The following is a 16,653-nucleotide window of genomic DNA, read 5'->3' as shown; positions in this document are numbered from 1 at the left end:
AATGCCAACGCCCTTCACCGATTTCTCGGTGAAGGGCGTTTAAGGTGTTAACGAACCACTATTCTTGGAAACAGATCGCCTAGAACAAAGCAGCATTGATCCAAAGATGTGCGGCAATGCTAGCGACATAGCCCAACAATATGGCGGGTACCCAGCGAAGGTGAACGGCAAAGGTATAAATGCCCCGCGCCTGGCCCATAAGGGCAACACCTGCGGCAGAGCCCATGGAGAGCAAACTACCCCCCACACCTGCGGTTAACGTTATTAGCAGCCAGTTACCCTCGCTCATATCCGGGGCCATGGAGAGTACCGCGAACATCACCGGGATGTTGTCTACCACCGCCGAGATAAGTCCCAGCACCACGTTGGCCCACACCGGGTTCCAACTACCGTAAAGCGTTTCGGAGAGCAGACTGAGGTAGCCCATAAAACCCAGACCACCGACACACATAACAACCCCGTAGAAGAACAGCAGCGTATCCCACTCGGAACGGGCGATACGGCTGAAAATATCGAAGGGTACCACGCTACCCAACTGCTCCAGCTTCTTCCAATCGCCCCGGCGAGAGTAGCGCTCCCGCTTGCGCTCAAGGGAGCGTGGCAGGCTGCGGCGCAGGTAGTAACCAAAGAACTGCAGTAGACCTAAACCAAACATCATGCCCATGGCAGGCGGTAGGTAGAGAATCGAGTGACAAAGCACCGAGATGGCCACAGTAATCAAAAACAACACGATAATGCGCCGCGCACCCCGCTTGAGCCAAACATTCTCTTTTAGCGAGGCTGGCTGACGGTTAACGATAAAGAAGTTCATGATCACCGCAGGCACCATGAAATTAACTATCGCGGGAATCAACAGCGCGAAGAAACCTTCAAACGGCACTTGTCCTGCCTGCCATACCATCAGCGTAGTGATATCACCAAACGGGCTAAAGGCGCCCCCTGCGTTGGAAGCCACCACGACGTTGACACAGCAAAGGCCAATAAACTTATTATCCCCCTCGGCCACTTTGAGCACTACAGCGCACATCAGCATGGCAGTGGTCATATTGTTGGCAATCGCAGAAATACCGAATGCCATCACACCGGTAATCCAGAACAGCGTGCGATAGCTAAAGCCTTTGCGCACTAGCCAAGAACGTAGCGCGTCAAATACACGGCGCTCTTCCATGGCGTTGATATAGGTCATCGCCACCAGCAAAAACAGCAGCAGCTCAGCGTACTCAAGCAGCGTTTCACGGAAGGCGGTTTCCGCCTCTTCCGGCATCCCCGCTTGTACGTAGACCCAGGCCACTAGCGCCCAGATAAGCCCCGCCGCCACCAGCACCGGTTTAGACTTACGCATATGCAGTAGCTCTTCACTCATCACCAACGCATAGGCGAGTACGAAGATCACGACAGAAGAGATACCGGCAAGCGAAAGAGTAAGATCAAGGGGCCCGGCGGCGGCGTAAGAGAGAGAAGGAAAGACAAAAAGCGTGCAGGCGAGCAACAACCAAGCGACCCGGCTAGCATAATGCCGGGTTACGAGGACGTTTGGTGGTTTCATGGCAGTGTTATCCAATCAGGAGGGAGAAAGACCGCCACGATAATAAGCACCCTAACCACATGCTGCAACGCAACGGTTGCGCATAAGATGCGACGTATTGCCGCATCTTGTAAAGTATTTTTATTGGCTTAACTCAATATAAAGTCTGATGCCTAAATCACTCTACCGTTACGCTTTTGGCCAGGTTACGGGGCTGGTCTACATCGGTGCCTTTAAGCACTGCTACGTGGTAGCTCAATAGCTGTAGCGGTAGGGTATACAGCAGCGGTGCAAGCGCTTCGTGCACATGCGGCAGGGCCAATACGCGAACATCTTCCTGAGTATCGATACCCACGCTCTCATCGGCAAATACAAACAGCTGGCCCCCGCGAGCACGGACTTCCTGAAGGTTGGATTTTAGCTTTTCAAGCAAGTCATCGTTGGGAGCGACCGAGATCACCGGCATTTCGCTGTCCACCAGCGCCAGCGGGCCATGCTTTAACTCCCCGGCGGGATACGCCTCCGCATGGATATAGGAGATCTCTTTAAGCTTAAGTGCCCCTTCCAGAGCAATCGGGTAGTGAGCTCCGCGACCCAAGAAGAGCGCGTGATTTTTCTCTGCAAACGCTTGGGAAAGTATTTCGATCTGGCTATCCAACGCTAACACGCGCTGACACACCTCCGGCAACGTACGCAGCGCAGCGATAATATCCGGATACTCAACCTGATTTTTGGCTTTACTGACCGAAAGCGTCAGCAGCATTAACGCCACTAACTGGGTAGTAAAGGCTTTGGTAGAGGCGACGCCAATTTCAGGACCCGCACGGGTCATGAGGGTAATGTCAGACTCACGCACTAGCGAACTACCGGGCACGTTGCAGATCGCCAGCGAGCCAATGTAGTCGAGGGTTTTAGCAAAGCGCAGCGCGGCCAGCGTATCGGCGGTTTCGCCGGACTGGGAGAGGGTGACAAACAGCGTGCCTTCAGGCACCACTGGGTGGCGGTAGCGATACTCGGAGGCCACTTCGACCTGCACCGGCACCCCTGCGTAGCGCTCTAACCAGTAACGCGCCACCAGCCCCGCATGGTAGCTGGTGCCACAGGCAATGATGTGGACGTGGCGAGTGCGCTGGAAAAGCGCCAGCGCATCGGGGCCAAAGCTCTCTACTAACACGCTTTGAGCGCTCAGCCGCCCCTCTAATGCCGCCTCAATCACCGTTGGCTGCTCGAAAATCTCTTTGAGCATATAGTGGCGGTAATCACCCTTACTGGCCGCGCCATCGCCGTGCTCAAAGGTGTGAATAGGGCGCTCGACGTCGTTACTCTGGCGATCCACAATGCGAATGGCACCCTGCTCGCGAAGCTCAACCAAATCGCCCTCTTCAAGGTAAATAAAACGATCTGTGACCGGCAGCAGCGCCAGCGGGTCAGAGGCTAAAAAGGCCTCATTGATCCCCACACCGACCACCAGCGGACTACCCTGGCGCGCGCCAACCACCACCCCCGGCTGTTGAGCACACATGACGCCCAGCGCGTAAGCACCGCCTAATCGGTTAACGATCTGCTGGGTAGCATCGAACAGCGTTAGACCGTCAGCCAGTTTTTCGGATAGTAAGTGAGCAATCACTTCGGTATCCGTTTCAGAGCTAAAAGCATAGCCATTGCGCTGCAAGCCTTCTTTTATCGGCTCGTAATTCTCAATAATACCGTTGTGCACCACGGCAACCTGATCACTGCTGTGATGCGGATGGGCATTGGCCTCAGAGGGTTTACCGTGGGTTGCCCAGCGGGTGTGGGCAATGCCCGAAAAACCAGGTAGTGAGGCCGTATCCAACCGTGCCGCAAGCGCTGCCACTTTACCAAGTGCACGGTGACGGGTTAATACACCCTCACTCAACACCGTCATACCGGCCGAATCGTAGCCGCGATACTCCAGGCGTTTGAGTCCTTCTAATAGAATTTCTTGGACGTTGCGCTGGGCAACGGCGGCCACAATGCCACACATAACGACTCTCCTGAGTTTTTACGAACCTACAAAACGCCTAAAACGGTATTACCCTGGCGGTGAGATAGGAATACGGCTTTTTAATGATTCTTAGCACTATGTTTTTTAGAGCTATGGCTTTATGCGTTTACTGGGGCGCAGCCAGTCAATTTTTTCTAACTGGCGGCCACGGGTGACGGCCAAGGCGTAGTCGGTGACATCTTTTGCAATCGTGGATCCCGCGCCAATGGTGGCACCTTTGCCTACTGTAACGGGTGCTACCAATGCAGAATTAGAGCCAATAAAGGCATTATCTCCGATCTCAGTGCGGTGTTTATTGGCACCGTCGTAGTTGCAGGTAATGGTGCCTGCTCCCACATTCACGTCACGTCCTAAGCGAGCATCACCAACGTAGCTTAGGTGATTGATTTTGCTACCTTCACCCACGTCGGCGTTTTTGGTTTCAACAAAATTGCCGACCTTGGCTTTTACCGCCATGCGCGTACCAGGGCGTAGCCGCGCAAAGGGGCCGATCTGGTTTAGGCCCGCTGCCACGGTGCCGTCTATCACGCTATGGGTATCTATCACGCTTTGCGCACCAATGGTGCTATTTTTAATCACGCAGTAAGGGCCAACCCGCACGCCTTCACCTAGCTCAACCTCGCCTTCAAATACACAACCCACATCGATAAACACATCGTGACCACAGATCAGGCGCCCACGCACATCAAGCCGTTCAGGGTCGGCAAGAGCTACTCCTTGTGCCATTAACTTGTCGGCCAGTTGGCGTTGATAAACACGTTCCAGGCGGGCCATTTGTGCCCTGTTGTTAACCCCTTCCACTTCAACGGCGGAGGCCGGCTGGGCGGTGCATACCTTGATGCCTTCCGCTGCGGCCAGGGCAATCACATCGGTCAGGTAGTACTCACCCTGGGCATTATTGTCTGAGAGCTGTGGCAACCAGCGTTTAAGCTGGGCGCTGGTCATGGCCATAATGCCGGTATTGCATTCGGTGATGGCAAGCTCGGCGCTACTGGCATCTTTTTGCTCAACAATCGCCACGGCATCGCCTGCGTCGTCGCGCACAATTCGTCCATAGCCGGTAGGGTCAGCTAGTGTTACCGTCAACAGCCCCATGTGCTGTTCATCCACATAGGCTAACAGTTCACTGAGGGAGTCCCGCTGCAGCAGCGGTACATCGCCGTACAGCACTAGCACCTTGCCACTGCCCAGCTGTTCAAGCGCTTGGGCCACCGCGTGCCCGGTGCCCTTCTGTTCGGCCTGCACGGCAAACTGCACGGTATTTTCTGCCAGCGCTTCGCGCAGTTGGTCAGCGCCATGACCAATCACCACATGCGTTCGGTCAGGCTGCAACCCTAAAGCGGTATCCAGCACGTGCTGCACCATAGGCTTACCCGCCAGGGTGTGAAGCACTTTAGGTATTTGTGAATGCATCCGCGTGCCTTTTCCCGCGGCGAGAATGACGATATCCAGTTCTTGCATGTTATTCACCTGTTACCGGTTGGTCGTCGGGACTGGTGGCTGTTAATGGAGCAACTGAAAATTGCTCAATGCCCAGTTCATCGACCAATGTTTCACCGAAGTAGTTACCAAATTCAGGACTGGCAATACTGCGCCACTGCTCGCCATCGCGCACCAGCAGGAGTACTTTGAGATTGTTCTGAACGGCAAGTTGCATCGCCTCCTGTTCGCCAACCACTAATAGCGCCGTCGCCCAGGCGTCCGCCCAGGCATTGGAGGGGTGAAAAACCGACACCGAGGCAAGCTGGTGGGTCACCGGCCGGCCCGTACGCGGATCAATAGTGTGCGAGAAACGCTGGCCGTCGACCTCAAAATAGTTGCGGTAATCACCCGAGGTGGCCACTGACATACTCTCTAGTGGAATAATATGCTGGGCTCGCTGCTGCCCATCCTCGGGTACCTCAATGCCAATTCGCCAAGGCGTCTGTTCGTCCTCATCACGCACTCCACGTGCAATCAGGTCGCCGCCTAAATTTACCAAGTAGTGTTCGATACCCTGCTGATTCAGGTAAGCGGCTACCCGGTCGGTAGCATGGCCTTTCGCGACGCCAGACAGGTCGACAAATACATCGCGAGTACGCCGTGCCTGCATATTTTGTGTATCGACCTCCACCGCATCAAAGCCTACCTGGGCAAGTCGCTCAGCCAGGATATCATCAGCGGGCACCTCTTCAGGCCTTGCGCCAGGGCCAAAGCTCCACAGATTAACCAGGTCGCCTACAGTAATATCAAAAGCGCCATGGCTGGCTTCAGCCACTGACTGACTGATCGCCAACACCTCAATAAGCTCATTAGAGAGCGGCTGCCACTCCTCTAACGGGGCCCCGTTAAACGCGATCAGCTCAGAGTCATCCCGGTAGGTGGACATCGCCTGGTCAACGCTCTCCAGCTCGGCTTTGAAACCCGCTTCCAATTCAAGGGATTCGCCCTGAGTGAGTGGATCCATAATGGTCACTTGGTAGAAGGTGCCAAAAATATTGCCCTCAAAGCGTACCGGTGGTTCCAGCGGGCGATCGCTCTCTGAGCAACCGGCCACGCTGATCACTAAGCCCATTAGAAGGCCCATCACGGTCAGTGCACGTCGCCACCTTGTACTGCGTTCAACACACAATTCCTGTTTAATTTTTTTCATCGTTGCATTGCCTAAAAATGAAGCCCTTAAAAATGAAGCCCTTAAAAATGAAAGAACCACAGCAGCCAGGCGCCGAACAGCACGCGGTAAATCACAAAGGGCTGCATTCCCAATTTTTTTATAATTACCAGGAAGTAGTGGATGCACAAGTAAGCGCTTACTCCTGATAGTAGCGTACCCACTAGCATGGCGACCCAATCGATAGAGTGCGCCGCGTTAACAAGACCGATGGCTTCCAAACCACCCGCCAACACAATCACCGGAATCGACAACAAGAAAGAGAAACGCGCAGCGCCTTCCCGGCTCATGCCCACCATTAGCGCCGCTGTAATAGTAATCCCCGAGCGCGACGTGCCGGGGATCAGCGCCAACGCCTGGGCACCGCCAATAATCAGCACATCCTTTAAACGCAGCTGGTACTCGCTTCGCGTGCCTTGCTTACGCCAGTCGGCATACCCCAACAATAGACCGAAACCAATTAAACTGAAGCCGATAATCAGCGTAGAGCGCATATAGTGAGAAATAACATCGTGCAGCAGTAAGCCAATAATACCCACTGGGATAGTGGCCAATGTCACCCATAAGGCCAGTCGCGCGTCTTCGTTCACCCCTTTACCGCTGATTGCAGCGAGGCTGCTCACTACCATCTGCCAAATTTCCTGGCGGAAATAGATAATCACCGCAGAGAGGCTGCCTAAGTGGAGTGCCACATCAAAGGCTAAGCCTTGATCTTGCCAATCTGTCAGAACGGGCACCAAAATCAGGTGGGCAGAGCTTGAAACGGGTAAAAATTCTGAAATGCCCTGAACAATCGCTAACACCACCACCTGGAGCCAATCCATAAAAAATCCTGTGTATAAAAACAATTTGATGGTTTGCAATGGCGCTTAAGGATACACATCCGTTTATTCGTTGTCCGCCATTGCCTTTGCTGACACGCTTTTACTGACACTATCTGCCACTGGCACGCAAACATGCCGTTTCACAGCTTGAACGCAGTGGAGGCTATACGAATATAAGGAGTGCGCTACAATAGGCGTCTATTGAATGCGTGCGTCCTTGCAAGGTACCCATGACTCAGACCATCGAAACGCCAGTGGTTCACGACCAAGCGCAACTTAGCCAAGAGGCCAAGCGTGTTACCTACATCGGTGCCTGGCTGGATGGCCTGTTAAGCGTCGTAAAAGTCACGATCGGTTTTATGGTCGGTTCAGCGGCATTGATCGCCGATGGCATTCACTCCTTGTCTGATTTAGTCACCGATGGATTTGTTCTGGCGGCCATTCACTATGGGCGCCAGGAACCCGATAAAGACCACCACTACGGCCATGGCCGAATTGAAACCCTGACGACGCTGCTACTGGGAAGCGTGCTGATTTTCGTGGCTGGCGCGATTGCCTGGTCGAGTCTGGATCGTCTGTTTAGCGGTACCGACGTTAACGCCCCAGGCGCGCTGGCAATCGTGATTACCGTCATTGCGCTGTTTAGCAAAGAGTGGATTTTTCGCTACACCATGCGGGTCGCCAAACGGGTAAAGTCTAAGTTACTCGAGGCCAACGCCTGGCACTCCCGCAGCGATGCGCTCTCCACCGCCGTGGTGCTGGTGGCACTGGTAGGCGCCCAGTTCGGTTTAGGCTGGCTGGATGCCGTGGCTGCTATCATCGTGGGTTTATTGGTCGGCAAGGTAGGTTTGGACTTGCTGTGGGAGTCGGCGCGGGAATTGGTGGATACTGCGCTACCTGAGGATGTACAGGATCAGATGCACGATGTGGCCTGCAGCGTTCCGGGTGTGGATAGTGTCCACGATCTGCGTACCAGGCAATCCGCTGGCTGGGTAATGGTCGATCTGCACGTGGTGGTGGGGCCGAAAATAACCGTGTCGGAAGCCCACGAAATCGGTAACGAAGTCAGCCGTCGCTTACGCCATGAGTTCCCCGCGCTTACCGACGTGATCTTCCACGTTGACCCCGAAGACGACGCCGGGGCGGGTGATCCTAGCCGCCTTCCCGGCCTTCCGCTGCGCCCTGAAGTCGAAGCTGCCCTGGATGCACGCTGGTACAAACACCCGGTGTGGCGCACCCTGAACGAGCTTCAGTTGCACTACTTGGAGGATAAAGTGTCAGTATCGCTCATCATTGATGACGCGGTGCATCAGCCGCCCCAGTGCCTCGCCAGCCAGCTAAAAGCGCTGGCGAGCGATATTGAATGGCTTGGCCACGTAGAGGTGCTGTTTATTACCCGCGCCGCCAGCAGCTCAATGCGTTAGGTTTAACTGCCTATTCACAGACCGGATAACATGAGGGTAGCAATACTGAAGTAGATCACTACCCCAGAGGCGTCTATGAGCGTAGTCACCAGTGGTGCCGAGGCTGTGGCAGGGTCGACCTTAAAGCGCTCGAGTACAAAGGGCAGGCACATGCCCAACAAGCTACCAAACAGTACGATAGTGACCATACTCAAGGCGACCACCATCGCTAGCGCCTCGCCGCCGCGCATAATGCCAATAGGCGTTACCGCGATGGCCATGGTGATACCCAGTGACCCGGCGACAAGTAGCTCGCGGCCCAGTAGCTTGCCCCAATCTTTAACGCCTACATCACCGGTCGCCATGCCGCGCACCATCAGCGTGGCTGCCTGGGCCCCGGCGTTACCGCCACTACCGATCAACAGCGGTAAAAAGAAGACCAGCGCTACCTGGGCGGCAATGGTCTCTTCAAAGTAGGCAATACCGGCCCCCGAAAACAGATTGGCAAAGACCAACAGTACCAGCCAGAACACGCGCTTACGGTACAGGCTCCACAGCCGTACACGGCTAACGCCATCCTCCAGTTGGCCAATCGACATCCCTTTGTGGAAATCCTCAGTGGCCTCAGACTCCGCTACGTCCATGGCATCATCGTGGGTCACGATGCCGACCATACGGTCATCGACATCAATCACCGGTAGCGCTAACAGGTCGTACTTCGCCACTATACGCGCCACATCCTCCTGGGCATCATCGACCCGGGTGCTGATAACATCTTTGATCATAATGTCATCAACAATGGCGCCGGGGCGTGCCACCATCAGTTGGCGTAGCGACATGGTACCGATCAGTTGACCATCACTATCAAGGATATACAGCTGATAGACCGTTTCCGCGTCGGGAGCTGTCTGGCGTACCCGCATCATCGCTTGTGACACCGTCATGCCACTGGCTATGGAGACATAGTCAGAGGTCATGATGGCGCCCGCGGTGCCCTCTTCGTAGCTGGCCAGCCGCTTTAGGTCTTCACGCTCACGGTGGGCCATACGACGTAGCAGTGCTTCACGGCGGTCTTCACTTAGCAGATTAAACAGATCAGCACGTTCGTCAGAGCCCATCTCTTCCAGCAACTTGAGCACCTGGCTGTCATCCAGTTTTCCAACTACCTCAAGCTGGCTCTCACCGGGGAGATAGCCCAATACGTTGGCGGCACGCTCAGCAGAGAGAATATCCAGCAGCGATAGCGCCGCAGGCAGCTCTTCGTCATCCTCAATCATCTCTTCGAGGATTTCACCAATATCCGCTGATCGGGTTTCGGCCAAACGCAAAGAGAGCAACGTTTTACTCGGTACCTCCTTGACCAACTCGTCGAGCAGTTCGGCTTTTAACTCCTGTAGGCTTTCATCATTCAGTGCCATAGCTCTCCCCTTCACGCAGACTGATGTCGTGCTGCCGACTTAATTCTACCTGCTCACTAATTTCATATGCTTACTTATCATACTGCCAGATAAAAAAACGCCCCTTAAACCCTAGAGCGGGTTTAAGGGGCGTTGGACACACGCCAAGTGCGTGGGTGTTAGCCTTTCCCCGCCTTTTTGCGCAGCTGCTGAATCGTTCGCAGTTGGGCAACGGCTTCGGCAAGTTCAGCGGCAGCGCGAGTATAATCGAGCTCCGATGACTTCTCATTAAAGGCTTTCAGCGCCTGCTGACGTGCTTCTTCGGCAGCGGCCTCGTTGAGGTCGCTGGCACGCGAAGCAGAGTCGGCCAGAATCGTCACGACATCCGGCTGGACTTCCATGAAGCCCCCCGAGACAAAGAAGTTCTCCTCCTTGCCATCATCGTGAATCACGCGAACCGGACCCGGCTGAAGCTCGGTCAGCAGCGGAGCGTGACCCGGCAAAACGCCCAGGTCACCCATAATCCCGGAAGCAATCACCTGCTCAACGGTACCTGAGAAGATTGATGCTTCAGCGCTGACGATATTGCAAGTAAAGCTATTCGCCATAGCGAATCCCCCTAATGGACGGGATTACTTCTTCATCTGGTTGGCTTTCTCGACGGCTTCGTCGATGGAGCCGACCATATAGAAGGCCTGTTCCGGCATATCGTCGTATTCGCCAGCGAGAATGCCCTGGAAGCCACTGATGGTGTCTTTCAGTGAGACATACTTACCTGGTGAACCGGTAAATACTTCGGCCACGAAGAACGGCTGCGACAAGAAGCGCTGGATTTTACGCGCCCGGGAAACGGCCAGCTTGTCTTCATCTGACAGCTCGTCCATACCCAGAATGGCGATAATATCCTTAAGCTCTTTGTAGCGCTGAAGAACGTTCTGCACACCGCGGGCGGTGGCGTAGTGCTCTTCACCGACGACCAGCGGATCCAACTGACGTGAGGTGGAGTCCAGCGGGTCGATCGCCGGATAGATACCCAGTTCGGCGATAGAACGTGCCAATACCACGGTAGCATCCAGGTGCGAGAAGGTGGTCGCCGGCGACGGATCGGTCAAGTCATCCGCAGGTACGTAAACGGCCTGTACCGAGGTGATTGAGCCGGTTTTCGTCGAGGTAATACGCTCCTGCAGAACGCCCATCTCTTCAGCCAGCGTAGGCTGATAACCTACCGCTGACGGCATACGACCCAGCAGTGCCGATACTTCGGTACCCGCCAGGGTGTAACGATAGATGTTATCGACGAACAGTAGAACGTCGCGGCCTTCATCACGGAATTTCTCAGCGATGGTCAGGCCGGTCAACGCTACGCGCAGACGGTTACCCGGCGGCTCATTCATCTGACCATAAACCAGCGATACCTTATCGATAACGTTGGATTCAGTCATTTCGTGATAGAAGTCGTTACCCTCACGCGTACGCTCACCTACACCGGCAAATACAGAGTAGCCGCTGTGCTCAGTGGCGATGTTGCGGATAAGCTCCATCATGTTAACGGTCTTACCGACACCGGCGCCGCCGAACAGGCCAACTTTACCGCCCTTAGCAAACGGGCAGACCAAGTCGATAACCTTGATACCGGTTTCCAGCAGCTCGTTAGAGGCTGCCTGATCGGCATAGCTCGGTGCTTTACGGTGGATCGGCATACGCTCTTGCTCACCGATCGGTCCCGCTTCGTCGATCGGTTCGCCGAGTACGTTCATAATCCGGCCCAGCGTTTCCTTACCTACCGGTACGGAAATCGCGGCACCTGTGCTGGTCGTTTCCATGCCACGCTTCAAGCCCTCAGTGGAGCCCATGGCAATGGTGCGCACCACGCCGTCGCCCAGCTGCTGCTGGACTTCGAGGATGGTCTCAACATCGGAGACCTTCAGCGCGTCGTAGACCTTGGGCACAGAGTCCCGCGGAAACTCTACGTCAATCACCGCGCCGATGATTTGTACGATACGTCCGCTCATCTTGGTTCCTCTCTAAAACCTGCAAATGAAACCTGTCTGCCGGGAGCCTTTTAAATAATTGGCTCCCTAGGCGTTATACGGCAGCAGCGCCGCCGACGATCTCAGAAATTTCCTGGGTGATGGCGGCCTGACGGGCCTTGTTGTAGACCATCTCCAGATCGTCGATAAGGCCGCCTGCGTTGTCAGTGGCACTTTTCATAGCGATCATTCGGGCGGCTTGTTCACAAGCGCCGTTTTCCACTACCGCCTGATACACCTGCGATTCGATGAAACGAACCAGCAGGCTATCGAGCAACGCCTTGGCATCCGGTTCATACAGGTAGTCCCAGCTTCCGGGACGGGCGTTTTCGTCGTCTTGCTCAGCGTCTGCGCCCATATCAGGCGACAACGGAAGAAGCTGACGAACCACTGGCTTTTGGGTCATGGTGTTGACAAATTCGTTGTGCACCACGTAAAGCCGGTCGAGACGTCCTTCATCGTACGCTTCGAGCATGACCTTAATACTGCCAATCAAACCTTCAACGGTCGGGGCTTCGCCTAAACCACTCTTCGCCGCCACCAAATTGCCGCCGTAGTTGCGGAAAAAGGTGCTGGCCTTAGCGCCCAGAGCACAGAAATCCTGCTCTGCGCCCTGCTTTTTCCACTCGCTGGCCTGTTTGAGTAAGGCTTTGAAGAGGTTGTGGTTCAAGCCACCGCACAGACCACGGTCTGTAGAGACCACAATGTAACCAACGCGCTTAACCTCGCTACGCTCGACCATATAGTCGTGCCTGTACTCGGGGTTCGCGTCGGCAATGTGGCCAACCACATTGCGGATCTGCTTAGCGTAAGGCTGACTAGCTCTCATCAGATCTTGCGCTTTACGCATTTTCGATGCAGCCACCATTTCCATGGCGCTGGTGATCTTCTGCGTATTTTTAATGCTCCCGATCTGGGTGCGTATCTCTTTTGCAGCTGCCATAGCGATCTACCCTTCGTTCGTGGCTCTCAGAAAGCATGCAAACCCGCCCGCAGGCGGGCCAGACATTACCAGCTCTGAGTCGCCTTGAACTTCTCGAGACCCGACTTCAAGCTGTCTTGAATCTCACCGTTGTAGTCGCCGGTCTGGTTGATCTTGTCGAGCAGATCACCGTGTTCAGACTTCATGTAGTCGTGCAACGCACGCTCGAAGTCCAGCACTTTGGTCACGTCGACGTCGTCCAGGTAACCTTCGTTGGCGGCATACAGCGAAAGCGCCATCTCGGCAACTGACATTGGCGAGTACTGGTTCTGCTTCATCAGCTCGGTAACACGCTGACCGTGCTCAAGCTGCTTACGCGTCGCTTCATCAAGATCAGACGCAAACTGCGAGAAGGCCGCCAGTTCACGGTACTGAGCCAAGGCTAGACGTACGCTACCGCCCAGTTTCTTGATGATTTTGGTCTGCGCCGAACCACCGACACGAGAAACCGACAGGCCTGCGTTAATCGCCGGACGAATACCGGAGTTAAACAGGTTGGTTTCCAGGAAGATCTGACCATCGGTGATCGAGATCACGTTGGTCGGAACGAACGCAGAAACGTCGCCACCCTGGGTTTCGATGATCGGCAGCGCGGTTAAGGAGCCGGTTTTGCCTTTCACTTCACCGTTGGTGAACTTCTCAACGTAGTCGACATTAACGCGCGCAGCACGCTCAAGTAGACGCGAGTGGAGATAGAAAACGTCACCGGGATAAGCTTCACGACCTGGCGGACGACGCAGCAGCAGCGATACCTGACGGTAGGCAACGGCCTGCTTGGAAAGATCGTCATACACAATCAGCGCGTCTTCACCGCGGTCACGGAAGTATTCGCCCATGGTGCAGCCAGAGTAAGGAGCAAGGAACTGCATCGGTGCCGGGTCGGCAGCGCCGGCCGCAACGACGATGGTGTGTTCCATTGCGCCGTGCTGCTCTAACTTGCGTACCACGTTAGCAATGGTCGACTGCTTCTGACCAATGGCTACGTAGACACAGGTCACGCCCTTGCCTTTCTGGTTGATGATCGCATCAATGGCAATGGCGGACTTACCAATCTGACGGTCACCGATGATCAGCTCACGCTGACCACGGCCGATCGGCACCATGGCGTCGATAGACTTAAGACCGGTTTGAATCGGCTCATCAACAGATTGGCGGGTGATAACGCCCGGTGCCACTTTTTCAACGGCATCGGTCATGGTGGTGTTAATGTCACCTTTACCATCAATGGGGTTACCCAGCGCATCGACAACGCGGCCAATCAGCTCAGGGCCTACCGGCACTTCGAGGATACGACCGGTACACTTGGCGGTCATGCCCTCTTCAAGCTGCAGGTAGTCACCCAGTACCACGGCACCTACGGAGTCACGCTCCAGGTTAAGTACCATGCCAAAGATGCTGTTGGGAAATTCAATCATTTCACCAAACATCGCGTCTTCGAGGCCGTGAATTTTCACGATACCGTCGGAAACGGTGACGATGGTGCCCTGATTATGGGCTTCGGATGCGACGTCAAGCTTTTCAATTCGCTGCTTGATGATGTCGCTGATCTCGGAAGGATTCAGTTGCTGCATGCCATGTCCCTCAGACTCAAGCGGTTAGCGCTTCGGAAAGGCGGTTCAATCGACCACGTACGGAGCCGTCAATAACGGTATCACCAGCACGCAGGATGACACCGCCAATAAGCGACTTGTCCACCTGAGTAGTAATAGAGATTTCGCGATTCAGACGTTTCTTAAGCGCGTTCGCTAGTTTGGTCTTCTGCTTACTATCTAACTCGTAAGCAGAGGTGACGTTCACTTCAACCCGCTGCTCGTGTTCGGCACGCAGGTGCTCAAACTGATCAGCAATGGATGCCAACGCCATCAGGCGGCCCTGGTCAGCCAAAACAGTCAAAAATCGCTGTAAAGCCTCATCCTGTTGCTCAGGAATTAGCTCGACAAGCAGCGACACTTTTTGCTCGCTGTCTAATTTTGGACTGCTTAGCCGATGGCGAACGACGTCATCTGCTACCGCAACACTTAAAAAACTCAGCGCTTGTGACCAGCTATCAAGCGCCTCATGATCACGCGCGTATTCAAACGCTGCCTTAGCGTAAGGACGAGCGACGGTCAGTAATTCCGCCATGGTTCACCTCCTTACAGTTCAGCAGCAAGCTCATCAAGTAACTTGCGATGGGCTTGTTCGTCGACCGACGCTTCAAGAACACGCTCGGCACCCATAACGGCGAGATAAGAGACCTGGGCACGAAGTTCATCCTTAGCGCGATTCACTTCTTGCTCAATCTCGGAACGTGCACTCGCTACTAGGCGTTTGCCTTCGGCGCGGGCCTGTTCGCGGGCTTCTTCAACTATCTGGGCAGAGCGTTTGTTGGCCTGCTCAAGAATCTGAGAAGCTTGCTCCTTGCTTTCGCGCAGCGTCTGTTCTGCCCGCTCTTGAGCAAGCTCAAGATCACGGTTAGCACGGCTAGCTGCATCCAAGCCATCAGCAATTTTTTTCTGACGCTCATGAAGCGCGTTGCTGATCGGAGGCCACACATACTTTAAGCAAAACCAGACAAAGATCGCGAAGGCGATCGTCTGCCCGATTAGCGTCATGTTGATATTCACAGGAATGTACCTCTGACAAGTTCGTGGCGACCGGAGTGAAACAAAACCGAGCGATTACCGCTCGGCTGAGCTGTCATTAACCGGCAACAACGAAGATCAGGTACATTGCGATACCAACACCGATCATCGGAACGGCATCCAACAGACCTGCCATTAGGAAGGTTTTAGTTTGCAGTTGGTCGCCTAGTTCAGGCTGACGCGCTGTAGATTCCAACAGCTTACCACCCAAAATAGCGAAGCCAATGCCGGTACCTAGAGCGCCGAGACCGATCATGATGGAAGCGGCAATGTAGATAAGTTCCATGGTAATGCTCCTAGTTTTTCAAGTTAAAGGTCGAGGGTTGAGGTTAAGGGTTAATGTGTTTCAAGCATTGCTCGGGTTAGTGATGCTCGTGGGCAGCGCTTAGATACACCACGGACAGCACTGTAAAGATGAAAGCTTGTAGTACGACGATCAAAATATGGAAAATGGCCCACGGCACATCCAGCACCCAGATGGCCCAGAACGGCAGCATGGCGATCAAGATAAAGATCACTTCGCCGGCAAACATGTTGCCGAACAGACGCATCGCCAAACTAAACGGTTTAACCAGCAGCGCGACGATTTCTAACAGTAGGTTGAAGGGAATCAGCGCCCAGTGATTGAACGGTGTCAGTGACAGCTCTTTGGCGAAACCGCCCACGCCTTTAACTTTAAAGCTGTAGTAAAGGATCAGGCCAAATACCCCCAGTGCCAAGCCAAGCGTGGCATTCACATCGGTGGTGGGGACAATTTTCATGTAGTCCACGCCCAGCTTACTGAACAGTACGGGGAAATAGTCGACCGGAATAATTTTGAGCGTGTTCATGAACAGAATCCACACGAACAGCGTCAAGGCCAGAGGAGCAATAAGCGGATTATGCCCTTTGAATGTTCCTCTGATCATGTCCTCGACAAATTCAACAACCATTTCAACCGCATTTTGCAGGCCACTGGGTACACCCGTGGTGGCCATTCTGCCTGCTTTGCGGAAAATCCAGATAAACAGCAGCCCCATGGCGATTGACCAGCCCATGGTATCCAGGTGAATGGCCCAAAAGCCCATTTCACTTGCTTCTTCTGCTGAATGCGCCAGCGACCAACCATTTTCAGGATGGTTGCCAAAGGTCAAATTCTGCAAGTGGTGCTGGATATAGTAAGTCGTTGAGACTTCGTTTCCTGCGGCCATGG

Annotated in this window: 15 protein-coding genes; 1 reads left to right on the top strand and 14 read right to left on the bottom strand. The window is 54.4% G+C overall.

Annotated elements, in window-relative coordinates; genetic code table 11:
- Positions 1-79 precede the first annotated feature (79 nt).
- The 5 genes from nhaD to JI62_RS00410 form a co-directional block, all read right to left on the bottom strand.
- Positions 80-1,546 carry a sodium:proton antiporter NhaD gene (gene nhaD / locus JI62_RS00430; protein WP_088698272.1) on the bottom strand — a complete coding sequence of 489 codons (1,467 nt, stop codon included), beginning with the start codon at positions 1,544-1,546 and terminating at the stop codon, positions 80-82.
- Between the two features lie 157 nt (positions 1,547-1,703).
- Positions 1,704-3,530, bottom strand: a complete 1,827-nt coding sequence (glmS, locus tag JI62_RS00425; RefSeq protein ID WP_088698271.1) for a glutamine--fructose-6-phosphate transaminase (isomerizing) — start codon at positions 3,528-3,530, stop codon at positions 1,704-1,706.
- 111 nt (positions 3,531-3,641) lie between these two features.
- Positions 3,642-5,012, bottom strand: coding sequence for a bifunctional UDP-N-acetylglucosamine diphosphorylase/glucosamine-1-phosphate N-acetyltransferase GlmU (gene glmU / locus JI62_RS00420; RefSeq protein WP_088698270.1), 1,371 nt, complete (start codon positions 5,010-5,012; stop codon positions 3,642-3,644).
- A 1-nt stretch (position 5,013) separates the two neighbouring features.
- Positions 5,014-6,117 carry an FAD:protein FMN transferase gene (locus JI62_RS00415; protein WP_240513088.1) on the bottom strand — a complete coding sequence of 368 codons (1,104 nt, stop codon included), beginning with the start codon at positions 6,115-6,117 and terminating at the stop codon, positions 5,014-5,016.
- 107 nt (positions 6,118-6,224) lie between these two features.
- Complete coding sequence (locus JI62_RS00410) at positions 6,225-7,025, bottom strand: undecaprenyl-diphosphate phosphatase (RefSeq protein WP_088698268.1); 801 nt, start codon at positions 7,023-7,025, stop codon at positions 6,225-6,227.
- A 230-nt stretch (positions 7,026-7,255) separates the two neighbouring features.
- On the opposite strand from JI62_RS00410, the gene JI62_RS00405 reads away from it, so the two are divergent.
- Positions 7,256-8,449, top strand: coding sequence for a cation diffusion facilitator family transporter (locus JI62_RS00405; protein WP_088698267.1), 1,194 nt, complete (start codon positions 7,256-7,258; stop codon positions 8,447-8,449).
- 14 nt (positions 8,450-8,463) lie between these two features.
- Here the strand turns inward: JI62_RS00405 and mgtE are convergent, their stop codons facing one another.
- From mgtE to atpB, 9 genes are all read right to left on the bottom strand, one after another.
- Positions 8,464-9,846, bottom strand: coding sequence for a magnesium transporter (gene mgtE / locus JI62_RS00400; RefSeq protein WP_088698266.1), 1,383 nt, complete (start codon positions 9,844-9,846; stop codon positions 8,464-8,466).
- A 158-nt stretch (positions 9,847-10,004) separates the two neighbouring features.
- Entirely contained in the window at positions 10,005-10,433 is a 429-nt protein-coding gene (locus tag JI62_RS00395; protein WP_088698265.1) for a F0F1 ATP synthase subunit epsilon, read from the bottom strand.
- Positions 10,434-10,457: 24 nt separating this feature from the next.
- On the bottom strand, positions 10,458-11,837 hold the full coding sequence (atpD, locus tag JI62_RS00390) for a F0F1 ATP synthase subunit beta (protein ID WP_035556311.1): 1,380 nt from the start codon (positions 11,835-11,837) through the stop codon (positions 10,458-10,460).
- Between the two features lie 73 nt (positions 11,838-11,910).
- Positions 11,911-12,798: a F0F1 ATP synthase subunit gamma gene (atpG, locus tag JI62_RS00385; protein WP_009286339.1), complete on the bottom strand. Its 888-nt coding sequence runs from the start codon at positions 12,796-12,798 to the stop codon at positions 11,911-11,913.
- Positions 12,799-12,863: 65 nt separating this feature from the next.
- The gene (atpA, locus tag JI62_RS00380) at positions 12,864-14,408 is read right to left on the bottom strand and encodes a F0F1 ATP synthase subunit alpha (protein ID WP_088698264.1); all 1,545 of its coding nucleotides are present in this window, start codon (positions 14,406-14,408) and stop codon (positions 12,864-12,866) included.
- 16 nt (positions 14,409-14,424) lie between these two features.
- Entirely contained in the window at positions 14,425-14,961 is a 537-nt protein-coding gene (locus tag JI62_RS00375; protein ID WP_088698263.1) for a F0F1 ATP synthase subunit delta, read from the bottom strand.
- A gap of 11 nt (positions 14,962-14,972) precedes the next feature.
- A complete protein-coding gene (locus JI62_RS00370) occupies positions 14,973-15,443 on the bottom strand; it encodes a F0F1 ATP synthase subunit B (protein WP_088698262.1) in 471 nt (156 codons plus the stop codon).
- A gap of 76 nt (positions 15,444-15,519) precedes the next feature.
- Positions 15,520-15,747 carry a F0F1 ATP synthase subunit C gene (gene atpE / locus JI62_RS00365; RefSeq protein WP_022521051.1) on the bottom strand — a complete coding sequence of 76 codons (228 nt, stop codon included), beginning with the start codon at positions 15,745-15,747 and terminating at the stop codon, positions 15,520-15,522.
- A gap of 76 nt (positions 15,748-15,823) precedes the next feature.
- On the bottom strand, positions 15,824-16,651 hold the full coding sequence (atpB, locus tag JI62_RS00360; RefSeq protein ID WP_088698261.1) for a F0F1 ATP synthase subunit A: 828 nt from the start codon (positions 16,649-16,651) through the stop codon (positions 15,824-15,826).
- Between the last annotated feature and the right edge of the window lie 2 nt (positions 16,652-16,653).

It is taken from the genome of Halomonas campaniensis, from assembly GCF_002211105.1.
GTDB classification, from domain to species: domain Bacteria; phylum Pseudomonadota; class Gammaproteobacteria; order Pseudomonadales; family Halomonadaceae; genus Vreelandella; species Vreelandella campaniensis_A.
The sequence above is the reverse complement of the archived record's forward strand: the minus strand, read 5'-3'. Positions and strand labels throughout refer to the sequence as shown.